The sequence below is a fragment of the Nocardia brevicatena NBRC 12119 genome (assembly GCF_000308495.1).
Taxonomy (GTDB): domain Bacteria; phylum Actinomycetota; class Actinomycetes; order Mycobacteriales; family Mycobacteriaceae; genus Nocardia; species Nocardia brevicatena.
In genome coordinates this window covers 67,967-84,420 of record NZ_BAFU01000033.1, presented here as the reverse complement: position 1 = coordinate 84,420, position 16,454 = coordinate 67,967, and the positions used below count along the sequence as shown (strand labels likewise).

The 16,454-nt window shown below is 64.8% G+C and carries 17 protein-coding genes; 10 read left to right on the top strand and 7 right to left on the bottom strand.

What is annotated here, in order from left to right:
* Nucleotides 1–1,042, bottom strand: a 1,042-nt coding sequence (locus tag ON20_RS07155; protein WP_040834156.1) for a sensor histidine kinase, incomplete at its 3' end; no start/stop codon positions are given.
* Nucleotides 1,039–1,695, bottom strand: a complete 657-nt coding sequence (locus ON20_RS07150; protein WP_040834155.1) for a response regulator transcription factor — start codon at nucleotides 1,693–1,695, stop codon at nucleotides 1,039–1,041. The genes ON20_RS07155 and ON20_RS07150, both read right to left, overlap by 4 nt.
* 1,108 nt (nucleotides 1,696–2,803) lie before the next feature.
* On the opposite strand from ON20_RS07150, the gene ON20_RS36145 reads away from it, so the two are divergent.
* From ON20_RS36145 to ON20_RS07135, 3 genes are all read left to right on the top strand, one after another.
* Entirely contained in the window at nucleotides 2,804–3,187 is a 384-nt protein-coding gene (locus ON20_RS36145; protein ID WP_218002462.1) for a scabin-related ADP-ribosyltransferase, read from the top strand.
* Nucleotides 3,188–3,342: 155 nt separating this feature from the next.
* Nucleotides 3,343–3,567, top strand: coding sequence for a hypothetical protein (locus ON20_RS07140; RefSeq protein ID WP_040834153.1), 225 nt, complete (start codon nucleotides 3,343–3,345; stop codon nucleotides 3,565–3,567).
* Nucleotides 3,568–4,377: 810 nt separating this feature from the next.
* Nucleotides 4,378–5,403 carry an alpha/beta hydrolase gene (locus ON20_RS07135; protein ID WP_083864716.1) on the top strand — a complete coding sequence of 342 codons (1,026 nt, stop codon included), beginning with the start codon at nucleotides 4,378–4,380 and terminating at the stop codon, nucleotides 5,401–5,403.
* 78 nt (nucleotides 5,404–5,481) lie between these two features.
* On the opposite strand, the gene ON20_RS07130 is transcribed toward ON20_RS07135, so the two are convergent.
* On the bottom strand, nucleotides 5,482–6,921 hold the full coding sequence (locus ON20_RS07130; RefSeq protein ID WP_083864718.1) for a wax ester/triacylglycerol synthase family O-acyltransferase: 1,440 nt from the start codon (nucleotides 6,919–6,921) through the stop codon (nucleotides 5,482–5,484).
* 701 nt (nucleotides 6,922–7,622) lie between these two features.
* On the opposite strand from ON20_RS07130, the gene ON20_RS37840 reads away from it, so the two are divergent.
* The 4 genes from ON20_RS37840 (at nucleotide 7,623) to ON20_RS07110 (ending at nucleotide 10,972) form a co-directional block, all read left to right on the top strand.
* Nucleotides 7,623–7,814, top strand: a complete 192-nt coding sequence (locus ON20_RS37840; protein ID WP_040834152.1) for a hypothetical protein — start codon at nucleotides 7,623–7,625, stop codon at nucleotides 7,812–7,814.
* Nucleotides 7,815–8,275: 461 nt separating this feature from the next.
* The gene (locus ON20_RS07120) at nucleotides 8,276–9,631 is read left to right on the top strand and encodes a cytochrome P450 (protein ID WP_051161834.1); all 1,356 of its coding nucleotides are present in this window, start codon (nucleotides 8,276–8,278) and stop codon (nucleotides 9,629–9,631) included.
* A gap of 236 nt (nucleotides 9,632–9,867) precedes the next feature.
* Nucleotides 9,868–10,440: a DUF3558 domain-containing protein gene (locus ON20_RS07115; protein WP_245547090.1), complete on the top strand. Its 573-nt coding sequence runs from the start codon at nucleotides 9,868–9,870 to the stop codon at nucleotides 10,438–10,440.
* Nucleotides 10,441–10,483: 43 nt separating this feature from the next.
* Nucleotides 10,484–10,972, top strand: a complete 489-nt coding sequence (locus tag ON20_RS07110) for a hypothetical protein (RefSeq protein WP_040834150.1) — start codon at nucleotides 10,484–10,486, stop codon at nucleotides 10,970–10,972.
* A 67-nt stretch (nucleotides 10,973–11,039) separates the two neighbouring features.
* On the opposite strand, the gene ON20_RS07105 is transcribed toward ON20_RS07110, so the two are convergent.
* The 3 genes from ON20_RS07105 to ON20_RS07100 are packed head-to-tail and all read right to left on the bottom strand — an operon-like array spanning nucleotide 11,040 to nucleotide 12,359.
* Nucleotides 11,040–11,252 carry a DUF397 domain-containing protein gene (locus tag ON20_RS07105; RefSeq protein ID WP_040834149.1) on the bottom strand — a complete coding sequence of 71 codons (213 nt, stop codon included), beginning with the start codon at nucleotides 11,250–11,252 and terminating at the stop codon, nucleotides 11,040–11,042.
* 23 nt (nucleotides 11,253–11,275) lie between these two features.
* Complete coding sequence (locus tag ON20_RS34105) at nucleotides 11,276–11,488, bottom strand: DUF397 domain-containing protein (RefSeq protein ID WP_306306823.1); 213 nt, start codon at nucleotides 11,486–11,488, stop codon at nucleotides 11,276–11,278.
* Nucleotides 11,472–12,359, bottom strand: coding sequence for a helix-turn-helix domain-containing protein (locus tag ON20_RS07100; protein ID WP_040834148.1), 888 nt, complete (start codon nucleotides 12,357–12,359; stop codon nucleotides 11,472–11,474). Before ON20_RS07100 ends, ON20_RS34105 begins: the two co-directional genes overlap by 17 nt.
* A gap of 258 nt (nucleotides 12,360–12,617) precedes the next feature.
* Between ON20_RS07100 and ON20_RS07095 the strand changes: the two genes are divergently transcribed.
* A complete protein-coding gene (locus ON20_RS07095; protein WP_040834147.1) occupies nucleotides 12,618–13,115 on the top strand; it encodes a hypothetical protein in 498 nt (165 codons plus the stop codon).
* A 301-nt stretch (nucleotides 13,116–13,416) separates the two neighbouring features.
* Here ON20_RS07095 and ON20_RS07085 read toward each other — a convergent pair whose 3' ends face one another.
* Nucleotides 13,417–13,845, bottom strand: coding sequence for a PM0498 family protein (locus ON20_RS07085; protein WP_157228736.1), 429 nt, complete (start codon nucleotides 13,843–13,845; stop codon nucleotides 13,417–13,419).
* A 323-nt stretch (nucleotides 13,846–14,168) separates the two neighbouring features.
* Here ON20_RS07085 and ON20_RS07080 point away from each other — a divergent pair, with 323 nt between their 5' ends.
* Nucleotides 14,169–15,332 (top strand): hypothetical protein, encoded by a 1,164-nt coding sequence (locus ON20_RS07080; protein ID WP_040834144.1) that lies wholly within the window; start codon nucleotides 14,169–14,171, stop codon nucleotides 15,330–15,332.
* Between the two features lie 60 nt (nucleotides 15,333–15,392).
* Nucleotides 15,393–16,160 carry an ESX secretion-associated protein EspG gene (locus ON20_RS07075; protein ID WP_040834143.1) on the top strand — a complete coding sequence of 256 codons (768 nt, stop codon included), beginning with the start codon at nucleotides 15,393–15,395 and terminating at the stop codon, nucleotides 16,158–16,160.
* The last annotated feature ends 294 nt before the right edge of the window (nucleotides 16,161–16,454 follow it).

The window sequence follows — 16,454 nt, the reverse complement described above, 5'->3', positions numbered from 1 at the left end:
TGGCGGGCGGGCCGGCCGCGGCGCGGTCGGTGTCCCCGCCGCGCCGGAACGGCTCGAACAATCCGTCGACCGCGAAAGACGGGACCACCGGACCACTGTTCTCGACAATCAGCCGAGCCCGGTTGTCGACCGTCTCGGTGACCACGGCGATCCGGCCCGCTTCGGTGCGGTTGTAGCGGATCGCGTTGTCGAGCAGATTCTGGGTGAGACGTTCCAGCAGCACCGGGTCGCCGAGTACCGGCGCGGCCCGCAGATCGGTGTGGATTTCCACCCGGCCCTCACCGATGGCGTCGGCCGAGCCGGCCAGCGTATGCCGGGCGATATCGGCGAGATCCACCCGGGACCGTTCGGTGAGGCGTTGTTCGCTGCCGGCGAGAACGAGCAGACCGTCGATCAGACGCTCGTTGCGCGCGTTGACCTCGAGCAGCGTCCGACCCAGCCGACGGGTGGATTCGGACACCTCCGGATCGTCGAGCGCCACCTCGATCAGGGTTCGGTTGATGGTGAGCGGGGTGCGCAGTTCGTGCGAGGCGTTGGCCACGAAACGCTGTTGGCCGTCGAATGCCCGGTCCAGGCGTTCCAGCATGGCGTCGAATGTGTCGGCCAGCTGTTTGAGCTCGTCGTCCGGGCCGCTCAGGGCGATGCGCTCGTGCAGGCTGTGATCGGCGACCCGGCGGGCGGTCGCGGTGATCCGCTGCAGTGGACGCAGGGCACGTCCGGCCAGCAGCCAGCCGAAACCGCACGCCGCGATACCGACCGCCCCGAGCGATACCAGCGACCAGACCAGCATGGCCCCTAAGGTGTCCCGGCGGTTCTGTTCGGCCTGCTCGGCGAGCGCGGAGTACAGGTCCCGGGCCTCCCCGAGCGGGCTACCGGCTCCGTGCCGTCGGCTCAGGAATTCGTGCACGAGGTCCTGCACGGCCAGGCCGGGACGCCGGTCCAGGAACTGATTCAGGTAGAAGTACATCAGCGTGACGAGCAGCGCTCCGGCGATGAAGAACGCGGCGGCGTACAGCAGGGTCAGCCGCATCCGGATACTCATCGGATACGGTATCCCGCGCCGGGCTCGGTCTCGATCACCGGCGGATCGCCCAGCTTCCGCCGCACCATCATGATGATGTAGCGCACCACTCCCGTGAACGGGTCGATGTGCTCGTCCCACGCCTTCTCCAGGAGCCGCTCGGCCGATACCACCCCGCCGTCGGCCCGCAGCAGTTCGGCGAGGACCGCGAATTCCTTGCGCGACAACGGTACCGGGACACCGTCCCTGGCTACCTCCATCCGATGCTGGTCGAGCCGGATACCGCGGCGTTCGAGTACAGGTGGGACGGCACGGGCGGGGCGCCGGGCCAGGGCCTGGATGCGGGCGATGAGCTCGGCGAACGCGAACGGCTTGGTGAGGTAGTCATCGGCGCCGAGTCCCAGTCCGGCCACCCGTTCCGGTACCGCGGTCGCCGCGGTGAGCATGAGGATCCGGGCACCGGTGCCCGCCTCGACGAGCGTGGAGCACACGGTATCGCCGGAAACGACGGGTAGGTCACGGTCCAGGACGAGCACGTCGTAGTCGTTGACTGTGGCCCGGTCCAGCGCGGCGGCACCGTCATAGGTGACATCGACGGCCATGGCATGGCGTCGCAGACCGGCCGCGATCGTATCGGCCAGCAGTTGTTCGTCTTCGACCACCAGGACTCGCATTCCACCATCGTGCCCGCCGCGCGCGTTGGACGGCCGTTAGCGGTTGGCGTCCCGGTAGCGGTGGTATCGCCGCGCCCGGGGTCGTGTCGGGCGAAGCATGGTTCACATAGAGGCTGTCCCGGAAACAACTTCGCTCTGCTGACCATCACCCTCGCCACCGCGGCACTGTTCACCCGAGGGCAGCCCACCCCGGATCCCGCCTATCGCGTACGTCCCTCCACCGGCGATTTCGTCGTCTCCCCATCCCGGCCACCGGCCGTCCTACGACCGGCCTTCCGAACGTCGCGACAGGTAGAGCAGGAGCGGCACGACCAGGATTACGACAAGGGCTCTGGACAGGGAAATTGGGTTCATGCGGTCGTCGTGACACTGCCGAAAACCTCGCTGCACCGCTATCTCGGCGGCGGAACAAGGCCGATACCACTGGAAATTCGGCGTCGCGAGCCGGCTCGAGGCTGCCGAAGCCGGCTACCGACCGCCGGGTAGAGCGTTGCCCAGGGCCGATAGAGGTGGTAGGGCGCGAAAGCCGACGGATGCGGCGGCGGCAGGTCGTTATCCTTCTGGTGCCACGGCCTGCGCCCGTCGCAATAGGGAGGCCCGCGTGAATATCGGTTGGAACGAAGTTGTGAAAAGGCTGAGACACAGTTTCGCGAGGGCGGTCGAAACAATCGCGAATCCCGGCTACCGGGGACAGATCATCCGCCCCCTGTCGGAGGGACTGGGCCGGGAGGTCGACACCGATCTGCGCCTGGGGCACAAGCTCGAGGAAGCAGGTGGCGAGCTGTATACATTCCATCCCGGTCCGGTGAGTCCACGCCCTGCTTCCCCATTCGTACCGAACCCCGAATCACCCCCTGGCTACGAGGACATCCGGGCACATGTCGCGCAGCACCTTCCGCCGTCTTGGGCCGATGACGATCTCTGGGTGGACACTTGCACCTGGGGTGAGGTCATGAGGATGAAGAGCGATGAACTCCATCGGCACGGAGTGACCGGAAGAGAATACGCCAGGACGATGTGGGAGTGGGCGGACACCATGGAACGTCAGGCTCGAGCAGGGCGCCGTGAATTACCTTTCTCCCATAGAACTCGTGAATACCTTCCCTATATGCGGACTCTCTATCGGGGCGACAGTCGACCTCCGGAAGAAATATTCCGGCGAGGGTTCGAGCCGAAGGGTGACAACGATGATCTCCTGGACCATCTGGCGGGTGACGGCGGTGACTCGAACTACGTGGCAACATCGAAGAGCCCACGTTATGCCGCGTACTACCCACACGGGGAACACGGGTACGAAAAGCACGTCTACCTCGTCGAGGATGCCCGTGGGGCCACCGATGTACGTGACCAAGGGCTGGGGGAGATCGCGGAAGAACACGAAGTAGTGTTCAAGGGCGGCATACCGGCCGACAAGATCAAGGGTGTCTTGCGCGACCCCCTCGACCCGGAAGCCGGAATCATACCCAATCCCAACTTCAGGCCGTCCGGCTGACGGTCACCGATTTCGGCATCGGCCGTGAAACCATCTACCGCCTTCCGGACCGGACGCATCGATGTCGCACGGAAGGGCCGACCACCACGCAGTTCCCGGCTTCCGGGTTCCGGCGCCGACCGATCCTGGAAACGCTGCGATGTCGGGGCCCGTGGGTGAGCCTCCAGGACACCTATGACGCGGTGACGTTCGCCGGGCTCACCCCCGACGGTGCGGTGGTGGCGCGCAGCCCGTACCTGGTCCATCACGACCCTCCGCCACTATCCAGGCCCGGAGAGTTTCGACCCGGAGCGCTGGGCCCCGACCGGGTCGACAAGAAGACAATCCTCCCCTTCGGGGTCGCACTCGGCTCTGCCCCGGCAACAACTTCGCTCTGCTGACCAGCACCCTCGCCACCGTGGCCCTGCTCACCCGATGGCGGGCCACCTCGGACCCGAACTACCGGGTTCGTCCCTCCACCAGCGGTTTCGTCGTCGCCCCGTCATGGGTACCGGTCATCCTGAGACCGAATTCCCGAGTACCGAGCCGCCCCATCGAACAGGGCTCTCCACCACCACACCGGCGGGGTCCACCCGTCTTCGGATGGGGTCGGCCGTCGGCTCGGCAACCTATGTTCCACACCTCCACCACCTTGTTTGCCATGGGATCGCTGTGAGCCGCCCCAAGTTTTCAGAGGAACTCGTTGCGGCAAAATTGGACGCTTGTTATATTGCCTGCGTCACCATCGGCCGTACCGGCCGTGACAGGTCTCGCGGCTCCGCGCACCGCGGTTGCGAGGTCGATTCAACCCAATGAAGGAGTTCCACTATGGGTTCGATGAGCGATCTGCTCATGGCTCTTATTCCGGCCCTCGGTTCCGCTGTGGCGGGCGACGGCCTCTTCGATGTCTTCCTTGGTTCCCTCCAGAACATCATCGCCTGATTCGGCAACCAGCAAATAGTAATTCATCGGATTTCGCACAGGAAATTCCGATACTTCACGCATGCAAGGAGAAGATTATGGGATCCCTCATGGAGATTCTGGGTTTGGGCACGGCGAGCGCCGGGAACATCGGCACGAGTATCGTCAACGCGCTGATCAGCCTCAGCGGGGGCTCGCCCACCGCCGGTAAATAGAACGACGATCGGATACGGGGGTCCACCCGACTGTCACGGGTGGGCCCCCGTATCATGAGTCAGGTACAGAAATAGATGAATTTTCCCTTCCGGGGCGCACAGTCCGTGGTTCATCTGCTCGCGCTGGTGGCCGTATCGATCCTGGTCGCGACACCACACGCCACCGCGGAATCCGGCGCACATATCGTCACGCGCGGCCCCGGCACCGGGCGATCGGTCGAGATCACCGTCCACTCACCGTCCATGCAGCGCGATATCGCGGTGCGAGTACTGCGACCCGCCGACACGGCCACCCCTGCCCCCACCCTGTATCTCCTCAACGGTGCGGGCGGCGGCGAGGACGCGGCGTCCTGGTCCGCGCAGACCGATATCACCGACTTCTTCGCGGACAAGCACGTCAACGTCGTGATCCCGCAGGAAGGCGCCTTCAGCTACTACACCGACTGGCAGCAGACCGATGACGGTCTGGCCGAGCATCTGGAGAACAACGGCCGCAATATGTGGTCGACCTTCCTCACCGAAGAGCTGCCACCGGTTATCGATTCCACTTTCGCCGGGACCGGGGCGAATGCGATCGCCGGCATCTCGATGGCCGCGACCTCGGTACTCGATCTCACCGTCCGCGCGCCCCACCTGTACCGAGCCGCCGCCGCGTACAGCGGATGCGCGATGACCAGCGACCCACTGGGTCAACTGTTCGTCACCCTGGTGGTCGGCCTGGGCGGCGGTGACGCCGAGAACATGTGGGGTCCGACCGGCGGCCCCGGTTGGCGCGAACACGATCCCTACGTGCAGGCGCACCGGCTCCCCGATATCCCGATGTACATCTCCAGCGGCACCGGACTGCCCGGCCGGTACGACACCGCCGATAACCCCCGGCTGCGCGGGGACAACCGATTACTGTGGAACCAGCTGCTGGTCGGCGGTGGAATCGAGGCCGTGACCGATTACTGCACCCGCGCGTTGCAGCGGCGGACCCAGGAACTCGGCCGAACCGATATCGTCTACGATCTCCGCCCGGCCGGCACCCATTCCTGGGGGTACTGGGAAGACGATCTGCACCGCTCGTGGCCGCTACTGGCCGCCGCACTGACCTCCTGAACCGGGAACTCTGAGCCGGCGACCGGTTCGGCAGGGGTCCGCCCCGGGTCGTTCGATACCCGGGGCGGACCGACAGGCTCACCCGAGCGCGGCGACGAGTTCGCGAAACGACCGCAGCAGCAGCGCTCGGTAGCGACCGGTGTCCGGCATCATCGCGGGATCCACACTGAAGGTGATCACGAGCTCGTCCCCCTGCGAGGAGACCAGGTGGCGCAGACCGTCACCGTCGAAAATCGGCAGGACACCGAATACCCGCAGCAGGGGCGCACCACGGAATGACAGTCCCGCACCCAGCGGGGGGACGTTGCTGATCGTGGTGTTGTTCAACGGAACCGAGGTCACGCCGGTATAGGAACGATGCGACCGGGCCCGGCCCGCGAGCCGCAGCAACCACGCCGGCGAGGTCTCGACCCGGGCGGAACACCGGAGGACCGCCGGATCGCTGTTGCGCTGCCGCTCCCGGCGTACCGATTCCCGGATCGCCGACAACCGAGCCCGCGGATCGGCCTCGCCGGTGTGGAGATCGACACTCATCTGGCACAGTTGATTGGCCGAACCCCACTGCGCGACCCCACGCATCGACATCGGCACCATGGCGGCCAGTGACTCCGGCGGGGTTTCGCCCTGTTCGTCGAGGTAGGCGGCCAGCGCTCCGGACACCACCGTCAGCATGACATCGTTGACCGTAACGCGCTCCTCGCACCGGTCACGCACCGCCATGACATCCCCCAGCGGCAGGATCGCCTGGTCCACAACGAGTCCGGGACCGGTCGCGTGGTTGAAGCGGGTGGCGGGGCGCGTAGGAAGGGGTTCGTGCAGCACCCCTGCTTCGACCCGCTCGCGCACCACGGCCGCCGCGGCCCGGGTGTGCGCCAGTCCGGTCGCGAAACGCGCGAGCCGGTAGGGGAACAGCACCGCGGCACGCAGTGTCGCCGTTCGCGCCGACCACCGGGTATCCACGGGTGCGGGCGGTGCGTGTCCGCCTCCGAACAGTTCCAGCTCGAGTTCCCGGGTCGCCACGCCGTCGCAGGCACTGTGGTGGAACTTCAACACGACCACCGTCGCCTGCCCCGATACTCCCGGCACGGCGCGCACCCGGTCGAACAGATGGAGCTGCCAGGGTGGACGGGTGAGATCCATTCGCGCCGCGGCTATCTCGGAGAGCCGCCGGCGTACGGTGTCCCAGTCGGCACCCGCCGGGGAGAGCACCACATGCTCGGCGATATCGAACTCCGGATCCGGAACCCAGTACGGCAGGTCGAGTTCCGGCCCGATCCGACGCAACCGCCGCTGGAACAGCGGGGCGAGTCCCAACCGCGCACGTATCCAGCCCACGGCCGCCTCGGCGTCCACCGGCTCGGTCCCGGTGGCGTCGAAAACATAGGCCGCCACGATATTCGAGGGATGGTGATCGGTCTCGTCGTAGACGAAAATCGCGTCCCGCGGCGCCAATTGATCGCCCTTCACAACGGTTTTCGACTTTTCTGTGTCGACAACATCACTCTGCCGTGCATTCATGCTTTTTCCCGCCGGTCCGATATCGTATTCGAGGTATTGCCCGACCAACAGGCATCCCGGACCAGCCTATCGTCACGGCCGCCTCGAAGCAGTAGATCCTGCATTTCGCAGCATCGAGATGTCAGAACGAGCAATACCGAGGCAACTTCGGTATCCATAACAATCGGACGCTCCGGCGGCGGTGTGCACGGCGGCGCGCGGAGTAGATGTCGGAGAATCGGCCACCTCGGCCACCTCCGACCGTTCTCCGGTGGACTACCCGGACCCCACCCGCCGCACACCGCCGCCCGTACCGCTCCGGTCCACCCTTCCCGCCGGTGGCTCACCAGCGCCCGACACAGCGCAGCACAGCACCATTTCCGCTGATTGCCAATCATTTGCCGGCATGCCCAAACTTCGCATGTCGCAACGCAACCGTGCACATATCGCCGCCCCACGGACCCGCCAACCGGATAGGCAAGAAAGTGGTTCCGCCCCTCGGGATCAGCACCGACACTGCCCCGCCGACAATTCGCCCTGATGCCCCTACGGATGGAGCGGACCTGGCCACACGGCGCGCAGGCCGGCCCGCCACCCCCTCACTTCCACCGTGATATGCATCACATCCCGAGTCGATCGCGGCGGACGGGGCATACCGCTTCAGCGCGCCCGCTGCTCGAGCGCGCCGAGACATGGACCGGAGACCAAGGAGGAGATGTCCGGTGAGCGGAGCCCTCGCATTGCTCGTCGTCGGGTTGCTGTTACCCACGGTGCTGTGGTGGGTCACCGCCGCGAACCTGCGGCAACGGTGTGATCGCCGTTTTTCCGGTCGAGACGACACTCGCGACCGGACCGGGTCCTCGGATGCGCGACGGGACGCCGGCGAGCTCGTCGGCGCTGGTACGGCTCGATAGGGCCGCACCCGCGCCGCCCGAGAGCCGTCGGCGTCGAAGCGCGCTCCTCATGATGCTCACTCCTACAAGCGGGCGGTGACGGTGACGTCGACCGATGTGTTCAGCCGGTTGAGTCGATCGCCAGGTGCCGGCGTACGTGCCCGTTCTTGTTCCCAACCACTTCCCGCCCCTGCCGCCATAGCGGCCAACCTCGCCCCGATCCGTCACCCCTTGAAGCTGTCGTGGCGGATCTCGATGCGTGCGGAGAGAGCGATTACGGCTGTTCGGTCGGTCGCTGTCGGCTATAGCAGTGCGGTAGACAGTCGACGCGGAGCGCGGAAGGCGGGGGTGAGCATGCAACCCACCGTAGACATGTCCTGACAACGAGACTCGTCATAACCGAATTCGCTGTCGCGGAAGCACTTTCGGGTCACAATCGCCGAACTACTGCGGATTTACAGGAGATCGGTTCTACTTATTCAATGTCTTCCACCTCCACCGTCGGCGGGCTGCCCCCGATGGTCTCCGGCCGCGTCCGTAATACCAAAAGCTTTCTCGTCGACCCGATTACGTTCTTCTTCGAAGCAATGGACCGGTACGACAACGTCTTTCGGTTCCAACTGGTCAACGGGACCATGGTCGGGGTCACGCATCCCCATCACATCAAGTACATCCTGCAGGAACGCACGGTGAACTTCACCCGCGAAACCCAGATGTACGACCTCTTGGAGCCCTTCGCGGGACGCGGACTGGCGACCATAGCGGACCACAACCGGTGGAAACGCAACCGACGCCTCGTTCAACCCGCCTTCCACCACACGAAAATCAGCGCGCTGAGCGAGATCATGGTGGCCGAGATCGACTCCATGTGTGACAAGTGGGCCGAATACGCACGCACCGGACAGACAATCGACGTCGGTGAGCAGATGAGCTACCTCACGTTGCGGATCGTGGTCCGGGCGCTGTTCGGATTGGATCCCCACGGTCCCGAGGTCACCTCCTTCGCCCACGCGGCGCAGCAGGTGAACATCGAACTGGGGCATTTCGTGCGAATGCCCCTGGTGCCCTTGAAGTTTCCAACGCCCAGCCACCGCCGCTTCTGGCGCGGCATCGCCGACATGGATGCCATCGTCTACAAGGTGATCGACGACTTGCGTGACTCCGACAGCGGCGGCCTGCTGTCGGTGCTCATGAACGCCACGGACGCCGATACCAACGAGAAACTCACCGACCGGGAGCTGCGCGACGAGGTCGTCACCATGCTCTTCGCCGGTCACGAAACCAGCTCCTCGGCGTTGACATCGGCCATGCTGCTGTTGCAGTTGCACCCGGAGGTGCGCCGGCGGCTGCGCGATGACGTCGACAGCGTGCTGGCCGGCGGGCAGGCCACCATGAGCGACCTGCCCGCGCTACCCTACGGCAAGCAAGTAATGGAAGAGGTATTGCGGCTCGCGCCGCCGGCATGGATGGGGCAACGTCGCACGGTCGACGACGACGAGATCGGGGGCTACCACATCCCGGCAGGTACCTCGGTGATGTACAGCTACTACCACGCACACCGGAACCCCGAGTGTTGGGACCGGCCCGACGTCTTCGACCCGGACCGCTTCGCCGCCGACGCGGTCGCCGCCCGAGACCGGAACGTGTACCTGCCCTTCGGTGCGGGCAGCCACATCTGCATCGGCAATGCGTTCGCGATGATGGAGATGCAGCTGGCGCTGGCAACCATTACGAGCCGGTTCGAGTTGACCATCGAGAACCCGGACCTCACCCCCATGTCCGGGGTGACCCTCAGCACCAAGTTCCCGGTCATCGCGACGGTGACCGAACGGCAATAGTCGTACGGACAATCGGCCGGGTCACACCGGCCCGCCGAAGGGCCGCTCCGCCGTGACCCCCTGATCGGCGCGGTAGCGCTGTCGTCGTTCATCCTCCTCACACACAGGACGACTCCCGGGGTTGAAGCACCCGCCGCCAAGACGCACCGGCGCGGACGATGTCGGCTATAGTCGCGCGGTAGACGACCGACGCGGAGCGCGGAAGGCGGGGGGTGAGCATGCGACCTACCGTGGGCATGGTCCTGACAGCGGGACTCGTCATAACCGGACTCGCCGTCGCCGGGTGTGATTCGTCCGCCGAGGGCGATTCCCGTTCCCGAGCCAGTGCCACCAGCACACTCACCTCCACCGGCTTGCAGACCACGGTTCCTGAGGGATACGACCCATGTGTCGATGTGCCGCAAAGCGTGCTCGACTCGGAAAACCTCGTCAAGGGTATCGCCAACAATAAGGCAAATGCTCGAGGTCCCGGAGACACGGAATGGCGCGGTTGCGCTTGGGCGAAAGCCGGAGGGAACGGATATGCGGTAAGTATCCAGGTAACCAATGTAACGATTCCGTTCGTTCGCGAGCACTACAGTATCGACCGCCGAGAGTTCACGATCGCGGGACGACCGGCGATCTCGGTACGGAAGAACGAGACTCGTCCCAGCGAGGTCTGCTCGATCAATGTGGAAATGAAGGGCGGCAGCCTTGAATTCCATCTTGACAATCCGGCATCGAACCGAGAAACAGGACATATTGATACCTGCGAGCTGGGAGTAGCGCTCGCCGAGAAGGTGGTTTCCACTTTGCCCCCCAACACATGAACCACAAGCATGAACGGTGCGAGCAGCGGGGAGGACCCGAAGCATGAGTGAAGGCACTCCACCGCGGAGATCACTGACGAACCTGATCACCGAGGCCCGCGAAGGACGGCTGGGACTGCGGATCGAACCGGAAGAGTTCGTCTATATCGATCGCGACTGCGAACGGTTCAAGACTCTGATCCGCCTGATGCAACGGGAGGCGGAGGCCATCTCCAATATTGAAGCCGCTCAATGGGGTATCGGCGCAGACAATCCCCGGCTGACTTCCGCGCAGATCCTCGTCCAACGGTTCCGAGAGAAGGGAAAGGGCTCGGACAACAGCGTCCATGCCATTCTCGAAAAGCACTACCAGATTATCGATGATATCCAGACTTTACATCGCGAGATCATGCAGCGCTATATGCAGTCCGACGACAACTTTGCCAATCGGGTCCACAGAATCCTGACTCGCTTGCCGGAGCACCCCACACCGATCGACCCAGCACAGAGCAAAACTGGTATCGGGCAGCCCGAACCTCTCGCGCCAGGTTAGGTGACAAAACCGCGAGCGCAACGGAAGGATACGCGGCACACGGCCGGCGTATCCTTCCGTTCACCTGTCACACACCACCGAACTGCTCGCCGCTGATCCACCCGGTGAAGGCAGACCACGTCGCTGATCCAAACATCAGAGCAGGGCCGCTCGGATCCTTCGAGTCACGAACACCAATGAGGTCACGGCCAATGAACGCGATCTCTACGCAGTCTTGTCCGCCACCGCTGTGGCTGCTCTTGAACCACTTCACGCTCGGCCCTTCGACTATCACGCTCATTACCGTTGAACGACGCGCCCAGCTCACCGTGGGACGAACCCTCCATCCGCGAGGGACGCCGTGAATGCCGACCACTCAGCCGACGAGAAGACCAATGCCTGACCAGAGGGGTTCTTGGAGTCACGGACACCAACCATGCCGCGACCGCCGAAGGCGACCTCGACACATTCCTGGCCTCCACTGCTGTGGCTGCTCTTGAACCACCTTGCATCTGCCAGATCAACGTTCACGTTCATACTCCCTTGCTACTCCACGCAACAGGTCTCGAGTTGGCCGAACATCCAGCGCGACACCGCGTAACACTTCGTACCCTTCACGGTACCTGCTCACATCTGCTTCCTTCTCGAAATACATCGCTCCTGTGAAAGCCTCTGCGTAGACCACGGTGGGCTCGTCCGAGTGCGCTCGACTTGCCGAGCCGAAGTCAAGGATCGCAAACGGTCCCGTAGGCGTGCCGAGAGGTAATCCCGCCCGAAAGCCCAGTACACGCAGTTCAACATTCGGTTGCGTACTCAGGTCAGCGATATGGCGCAGTTGCGCAGCCATTACTTTCGGACTGCCTACCACCGTCCGCAACGTTGATTCATGCAACGTCATCATCACCGTTGCCGGACGAGTTCTGCGGAGAATAACGCTTTGACGCCTGCGCCTCAATTCGATTCGCTTTGCGAGCTGCTCATCGGTGTCGTGTGGAAAGAACAGTCGATCCAAGGTCCGAGAGTAGTCGGCCGTCTGCACGATACCTGGGATGACGCTCGACTGGAAAAGTGTTATCTCGCGTGCACTGGACTCCAATCCCATGTATACGTCGAAGCTGGGCGAGATGAACGAACCGTACTCGTGCCACCAACTCTTCACCGCCGCCTGTTCCGCAAGGGCTTTCAGATCCTCGATCTCCTCACGTTCGAGTTGGTAGATCTCCCCCAGTAGCACGATGTTGTGTGTGCGGATGCGCTCGGTCTGCCCTTTCTCCAATCGTTGCAGCGCGGACTTGCTCCATTCCATCAGCCTGGCCGCCTCGACCAGGGTCAAACCGATGGATTCGCGCGCCTCGCGCAGGTAGCGCCCGAGTTGCCGACGCGGCAGGGTGCTGTTCGTCTCGGACATGCTTTCCCCCTTAGGGTCTCGTTGTCTTCCCGGACCGGGAATTGTGCGTACGGCCCGGCGGGAAAAGCGCTGGGAATTCGCTCGAATTCTTCGAATTTCCGGATTCGCCATCCCACCGGTCCGCCGTGCGTGTTGCCTGTACACGCACCCGGCCGGGAGCTCCCAATCCCTCCAACTCCCATAAAGGTTGTAACAGATTCGACCGACAACCGGGCGCGCCCCACCACCACCGATCCGAATACGAGGTTTGCCGAAACCATGAGCGCCCGAATATCTTTCGGCGATACCCCGGCAACGAGGTGTCGCTTCTACCGACGGGTCTGCGACCTGCCGGCCATCGTGGACCCACCCCATCTCGGTCGAATCGTCATGCGCGCCACTCGGGTATGGGCCGTCACCATGCCCGCCCCGCTCGGCCGCTCCGTCCGTTCCGAACTGGCCGGCCGCCACGGCGAAACCGGTCCCATCCTCGCCCACCCGCGTTCGAACCGCTGGTCGTTCCTGATCCGCCCCGATCTCGGCGACGATGTCCACTTGTTCGCCGAAATGTTCCGCCTCGATGTCTCCATCGTCCGCACCGGCGGCACCATTGCCCTGCCCTCCCCCACCGACCTCGATACCCACCTGCGGCAATGGGTCGAACCACCGCGCTGCCCGTTCCGCCCCTCCGGCCTTGTCGTCACCGATGCGATCCGGCGCGCCGCCGGGCTTCCGACACCCCGTACCATGTGGGGCTCATACCGGATCGTCGAGTGACCGATGCCCATGGGCACCTCACCACGCCCCGACGAACCGGATATCCGAATCCGTGTCGTCGTCGCCGGTATATCGTTCCTCTTCGCCGCATGCCGTACCGCCGCGGTGAATTTCCTACACGACCACCGCACACGCCGGCACGTCGATCTGGTACAGCCGGTATCCGGACCAACCGACGGTTTGCCGCGCCTCCCCTGCGAACGACTCTTCCTACAACCCTGACCGTGTTCTTCGCCGACCGTTACATAAAGGTCCGGCACAACCACACCAGTGGCGCACCGGTCCCCCGGTCATCGACCGCCTACGGTGACCACTCCATGCTCCGGTCGGTCCAGGGCCTTCCCATATCGTCGGCCGGTTCGGTGTCGACGACGATCATTTTGTCCTGTCGATAGTCGTCCAGGTTGGGTTGGTTCCAGCTTTCGCCGACGCGAATTCGGTGAAACCTGAACGTGGCGTCGGTCTCGTTGGCGCCGATGACGCAGCGCACGGGGGTGGGTGGGTCGAGTGCGTAGACAAGGCCGCCTATCACTCGGGCCAACGCGACGCCGTGTAGGAGCAGAATCCGCTGATCATCCTCCCCGATGAACGGCTGGTCATCGATGATGACTTCATCAACCGGGACGAAGTCCTCCAAATGAAATGAACTGTCGCTGCATTCCCAACCGGTGAGATCGGGGAAGAACGACGGCGCGTTGTCGGCGTCGGCGGTGGAGTCGGCCCACGTCACAACCTCACCTCGGCGGACGATCCCACGCGCCGCATACTCGCGAAGGCCGGCGCCGAGCCCTCCCGGTGGCTCCATCGAACCAGGACCCGACACCATACCCAGGGCCCTGACCGCCAGATCGTTCATCTTCACCGAGAGCACGGCGGTAAGTATCCCCGACGGACTTCGGACTTACTCGGCCGGCGGCCCACTCACCCTCCGCTATGTCGATATAGTTGGGCGCGCAAACGACATAGGGCACGGTATACGGGGGTGAGTGTGCGATCGATCGCGGACACGATCCGCGCGACACGAGCACCGGCGGCCGAACAGGGGGCGGTGCGGTGAGCGGCAACGAACCGGCGCGGATCACCGACGGCGGGGAGCGGTCGAAAAGCTTCAGGCACTCCGAGATCACCGAATCGTTCGCCTCGCTCGGGGCGGGCGAGGCCTGGTCGATCGCCGGCCGCTACAGTGACCTGTCCGCCAATTGGGAGGCGGGTGTCGAGGTATTCGGCGCCAGTATCGGCAAATCCATCGCCGGTGCCGGGGAAGGCGAGGCCGCCGACGCGGCACGGGACGCCATCGCCCGCTACACCCGGTCCGCCCAGGAACTCACCACCCCGCTCACCGATCTCGGCACCCGGGTGTGGGACGCGGCGCAGGCGATCGTCGACACGAAGAGCCGACTGCCCGAACCCGTCGAAGAGAAGCCCTGGTGGCACAAGGACTCCTGGCCGTGGGTCGGCACCCACCGCGACGGTGTGATCGAGGACCGGCAGGAAGAGGCGCAGGCCGTGATGAACGACCACTATGTGCGACCGTTTCTCGGCCTCGACGGTCTGATACCGGTGTTCCCCGAGCCGATCGATCCCACGCAACCCCTGGATATCACGGGACCACCCGTACCCGGCAGCACCACGACGGGTACACCGGACGGCACCGTCGTGTCCGGTCCCGGCGCGCCGGAAGCCACGGCGCCGCCGGGTGATCCGCAGCCGCCCGAAGCAGCACCGGGCGAGGCCACCACCGGCGATCCCGGACACGCCGAGCCGACGGCCGCGCCGGACACGGACCCGACCGCTCCAGGCGGCCTCGACCCCACCGTCCCGGCATCGGCCTCGCCATCCACCGTCCCCAGCAGCGTGACCGCTCCGGGCAGCCCCAACCCCGGTATCTCCGGGGCACCCGGTACACCCGGCGTGCCCGGCACCCCTGTTTCCGACACCCCCGCCCCCGGCCGCGGTGTTCCCGGCACGCCCGGAACCGTCGGGGCAACCCCCCTCGCCACCGGATCATCCACGGCGCGGGGACCGTCCGGCACAGGTCCGATGGGCGCGCCGACAACGGGCACGCGAGGTGGGCAACGCGACGAAGAGTCCCGACGCGGCCTCCCGGATTATCTGGTCAATCAGGACAATACGGCCGAACTGCTCGGCGAGACCCCGAAAACCGTTCCCGGTGGCGTTATCGGTAACAATCCGGACGACGACACCGACGACCACTGATATCGGCGTGCCATGCGAATCGAGACGCCGAGAGCCCATAGACCCGATGAATGGACACGGATGCCCGACTGGACTTGGGACACCGAAGATTTCGCCGCACTCTGGTACAACGAGGCCCACGATCGGTTCCCGCGCCCACTGAAATACCTCAGTCGGTTCACCACCGAGAACGACTTCGACCGACATCGTGCCGTCGTCCGCGCCCGCTACTCGGATGACGAACTCGAGGTAATCGGGCTCGCCCTGCACACCCTGTCCATCTCCGAGGCCCGCATCGAAATCCTCGGCGGCATCCGCGAACACAAAACCGACGACCTGGTGTGCGTATACCGGATCGTGGGCGCCCGCAATCGCCACTACGCCGTCACTCTGCGGCAACTCTGCCGCGGCAGCGAAAACGGTCCCGTCCATGTGCGCCTGATCCGCCCGGAAGCCCTTCCCGCCGCCTTGGCCCACGCCATTCCACCGCGTGCCCCCGGCATCCGCCCCGCCGCCACCTTCCACCCCGACGACCTCGAACCCGCCGGCACGTCCCTCTTCGAGGACAACGCCCACAACAGCCCCCGCGAGCAATACCGCCGCCTCCTGCGCCGCCCCGCCGACGGCGGTGGCTCGGCCGGCCTCCGCCTCGGCCCCCTCTACACCCGTCCCGACGCCATCCGCACCATCCAGTGGTACGACATCACCGACGACGGCCGCTATACCGAAACCCGTGGCCGGCACATCACCGTCCGTCCCGCCGGCCGTGCCGATCTCACCGCCCGCTTCACCACCTGGCTGGCGGACGCCGACCGGCAACTCCGCGAGCCCGAGCCCGACATCTGGTGAACAAGCCATTGTCGGCCGATCGGGGTTTTCCCGGTGGTGCCGTCGCCGAACCCGGTGTGTGATACGGGGAAACGCTGCACGAGCTGTGCACCATGTATGCCGAATTCCCTGTGTTCTTTCGTCCCACAATCGGAACGATTCGCCGGCTGTTCGATACCTTCGTCGACCTGGCCGAACGCCGATCCGACCCACCACCGGTCGCCACACATCGACGAGGGTGAAAAATGTTCAAGACGACCCCGGGAAATAGGCACATGATCGGTGCCGCAAGATGGCAACGACACCACTGTCGCG

Bases quoted from the DNA above. Each gene is read 5' to 3' on its own strand.
- ON20_RS07150 (WP_040834155.1), bottom strand. From the start codon at position 1,695: ATGCGAGTCCTGGTGGTCGAAGACGAACAACTGCTGGCCGATACGATC.
- ON20_RS07130 (WP_083864718.1), bottom strand. From the start codon at position 6,921: ATGAATGCACGGCAGAGTGATGTTGTCGACACAGAAAAGTCGAAAACC.
- ON20_RS07120 (WP_051161834.1), top strand. From the start codon at position 8,276: ATGTCTTCCACCTCCACCGTCGGCGGGCTGCCCCCGATGGTCTCCGGC.
- ON20_RS07105 (WP_040834149.1), bottom strand. From the start codon at position 11,252: ATGAGCGTGATAGTCGAAGGGCCGAGCGTGAAGTGGTTCAAGAGCAGC.
- ON20_RS07110 (WP_040834150.1), top strand. From the start codon at position 10,484: ATGAGTGAAGGCACTCCACCGCGGAGATCACTGACGAACCTGATCACC.
- ON20_RS07075 (WP_040834143.1), top strand. From the start codon at position 15,393: ATGCCCGACTGGACTTGGGACACCGAAGATTTCGCCGCACTCTGGTAC.
- ON20_RS36145 (WP_218002462.1), top strand. From the start codon at position 2,804: ATGCGGACTCTCTATCGGGGCGACAGTCGACCTCCGGAAGAAATATTC.
- ON20_RS07095 (WP_040834147.1), top strand. From the start codon at position 12,618: ATGAGCGCCCGAATATCTTTCGGCGATACCCCGGCAACGAGGTGTCGC.
- ON20_RS07115 (WP_245547090.1), top strand. From the start codon at position 9,868: ATGGTCCTGACAGCGGGACTCGTCATAACCGGACTCGCCGTCGCCGGG.
- ON20_RS07100 (WP_040834148.1), bottom strand. From the start codon at position 12,359: ATGTCCGAGACGAACAGCACCCTGCCGCGTCGGCAACTCGGGCGCTAC.
- ON20_RS34105 (WP_306306823.1), bottom strand. From the start codon at position 11,488: ATGAACGTGAACGTTGATCTGGCAGATGCAAGGTGGTTCAAGAGCAGC.
- ON20_RS07135 (WP_083864716.1), top strand. From the start codon at position 4,378: ATGAATTTTCCCTTCCGGGGCGCACAGTCCGTGGTTCATCTGCTCGCG.